The organism is Cupriavidus sp. GW823-FHT07A04, assembly GCF_058794615.1.
Map to the genome: position 1 here is coordinate 1 of NZ_JBXAHA010000051.1, position 3258 is coordinate 3258.

Sequence of the window (3258 nt, forward strand, 5' to 3'; positions counted from 1 at the left end):
CTGACGATCTGCCCGGCATTGGTGAGCGTGCCGCCGGTGGCCAGGGTCAGGTCGCCGGATTTCTGGATCGTGCCGGTATTGGTGATGCCCTGGCTGGCATTGAGCACCACGTTGCCGCCCGGCACGTTCCACGTGCCGGTGTTGTTGATGGCCAGCGCGGCGAGGGTCAGGGTGGCGTTGGCGTTCAGCGTGCCGGCGGTGGCCGCCGATGGGTCGAACACCTGGTTCGGCGTATTCACGCTCAGGTTGTTGCCCGCCAGGATCTGGCCCGCCGCATTGTTGAAGCTCCCGCTGCCGCCGGTGATGCTCAGCGTCAGGTCGCCTGTCGTGGGCGCGTGTCCGGTGAGGTCGCCGGCGAAGAGGGTGCCGCCCTGGTTGCTGGCGAGCGCGCCGCTGGTGACGGCGAGATGCTTGGCGCCCGCGATCAGGCCCTGGGCGTTGTCCAGGGCATTCGCCACCGTGACGTTGACGGTCTGGCCGCCGACGGTGCCGCGGTTGATCAGGGTGGAGGCCGTCAGGCTGACCTGGTTGCCTGCGAGCGTCCCGGCGTTGCTCACGGCGCCGCCGTTGACCGTGAGCTGCTGCGTGGCGATCGTCGCCCCGCTGTTGGCAATGGACTGACCGCCCAGCGTCATGTTGGCGGCCGTGGTGTCGCCGGTCAGGGCGAGGCTGCGCGTGGCGGCCGCATCGAGCGTGCCGGTGACGGCATTGCCCCCGGTTGTGCCGGAACCCGCCACCGAGCCGACCTGGATATCCGTGCCGCGCAGGGTGGCGTTGCCGCCCACCCAGGTGAGCTGACCCGCCTTGAGCGTCTGCCCGGCCGTGGCCGCCAGATCGCGGCCGGTCAGCACGCTGCCGCCCAGGGTGAGGTTTTGTCCCGCATTCACGGTGGCGCTGCCCACACTGGAGAGTGTGCCGCTCACGGTGGCCGATCCCGCCGCAGCCTGGATCGTGGCGTTGCCGCCGCTGGCCACGCTGCCGGCCACGTTGGCGTTCTGCCCCGCCGCGATAGCGGCGTCGCCATCGCTGGTCAGCGCGCCGTTGATCGCGGCGCTGCCGGCGGTGGCGGTAATGGTGGCCTTGCCCGCGCTCTGGGCCTGGCCGCCCACCGTGACGTTCTGCGCGGCGGTGAGCGAGAGGCTGGCATTGCTGCCGATCTGCCCGCTGGTAGTGATGCTCCCGCTGCGGGCGGTGACGCCAACCGGGCCGGTGGCGAGCACCTGGCCGCCGAGATTGGCATCGGTGCCCGCGGTGACGGCAAGCGTGCCGGGCGACACGACGTTGCCGGTGGTGGTGACGTTGCCGGTGACGCCGGTGAGCGACACATTGCCGCCGGTGCTGCCCGCCATGCCGTTGATGGTGAGATGGCGTTGGGTGGACAGGTCCAGATCGGCCGCCGAGACCGCGCTGCCGTCGATGGTGGTGTCGCGCGCCGCGTTGAGCTGGATCGTGCCCGGCGCGCTGACATCGCCGCGCAAATGGATATCGCCACGGCCATCGTTGCCCGCCGCCGAGATGGCGATCTGCGATCCACGGACCGCGCCGCCCACATCCACGCTGCCGCCGGCGGCCAGGGTCACGGCGTTCTGCGCCTGGATGCCACCGGCACCGTGGATCGAGCCACCCGCCGACACCGCCACGGCCTTGCCCGCGTTCAGCGTGCCGCCCAGTGTGGCGTCCTGCCCGGCGTTGAGGGTGTATCCGGCCTCGCTGTGGCCATTGCCCGACGCCACCACGGCGCCGGCGGCATTGAGCGCGACCGCCTGCTTGGCGTAGGTGCTGCCAACCTTCAGGTTGCCGGCGGAGTCCAGCGTCAGGTTGCTGGCCGACGCCGCGAGATTGCCATCGGCGCGCACGCCCAGGCCCGCGGCGGTGCTCACGATATGGATCTGCCCGGCGGTCATGGCACCGAACGCGGTGGCGTCGATCGCCAGGCCGCTGGCGGCACTGGTGTTGCTGGCCGCGTTGTTCGCGCCCGTGGCCGTGGTGGCAAAGGCGCCGCCGGAGGGCGTAGCGGTGGGCGTAGCGGAGGGAGTCGCGGCGGGCGTGACCAACTGGCGCCCGGCCACCAGGTTGATCTGGTTGCCCGCATAAAGCGCCGCATCGACGCCGATCGACTCGGCGATCAGGTTGATATTGCCGACCGTGCCCTCGATGCCCACGCCGTTGGGGTTCCCCGGCGACGGGTTGGCGATCTGTACGCGCCCGCCCTGCACGAGGAAGCCGGCGGCCGTGGCGGCATCGAAGCTGGTGGCTGCCCCGGTGCCCGACAGGAACTGCGGCACGCCGGTGGTGAGCGTGACCTGCGTGGTGTTGGTGAAGCTCGCACCACGGGTATAGACCCCGCCGGGCGCGGCGATCACAACCCCGGCCGGGGCGCCGAACACTTCGATGGTGCCGTTGACCTGGGCGGGCGTCTGGCTGGTGACCTGGTTGATGATCAGGCCAGCCGGGCCAGAGGTGGCCAGGTTGCCGTTGGCGCCAACCTGGCCGCCGAGGAACGTGCCGCCGCCGGTGGTGCTGTTATTGAGGATCAGGCCGATCGGATCGACTATGAATGCGCGGTACTGGTTGAGCGAGATACCCGCCGCGTTGGGCGTGGTGATGCCCACCACGGGCACGCCGCCCGCCGGCGCACCCGGTCCACTGGTGGTGCCAATCGACGGGGTGAAACGCACCGGCGCGTTCGGGTCGGTGACCGGCGCGGCATGGGCCGCCGCAGGACCAAAGCTGACCGTCACCGGCAGGTGCGCGACTGCCCAGCGCATCAGGCTTTGCCGCGCGGCGCCGGACTGGATCGCAAGACTAGCCGGATCCGAGGCGCCCGCCGCCAACGCCCCTGCCGCCTGCCGGGCTTGCTGCAAGGACATCTGCAGCGGCGCAATCCAGGTCGTGATGGCCACCACGCCAGCCAGCGCACGCACCCACCAGCGGCGACGGCCACGCTCGGCCATGGAGAGGCCGAGCGACGGATCGGGTTGTGCTTTGTCCTGAGGCAGTGCGGCTTGTTTCACGCGGTACATGGTGCTTCCTGGCAATGCGTCGAGCGGGATGTCTTGGGGCGGGTCGCGTAGGCGGGCGGCAGCTTGCCGCCGGCGGGCCTTGCGGGCCGCCTTACTGCGTGATCTTTGCCTTGCCCAGCAACTGCGTGACCAGCGTGGTCGTGGCCCGCTCAAGTTCTTGCGCCTGCAACGCTTGCTGGATGCCGGGCTTGACGGTGTCATAGGCCGGGACACGGGTCGCGCGCACTTCGTCAAC

General features: G+C 70.6%; 1 protein-coding gene. It reads right to left on the reverse strand.

Translation table 11 applies throughout. The annotated features are described in order from the left end of the window. Positions 1-3023, reverse strand: a 3023-nt coding sequence (locus tag AC1Q7Q_RS40285; protein WP_492387296.1) for a beta strand repeat-containing protein, incomplete at its 3' end; no start/stop codon positions are given. Between the last annotated feature and the right edge of the window lie 235 nt (positions 3024-3258).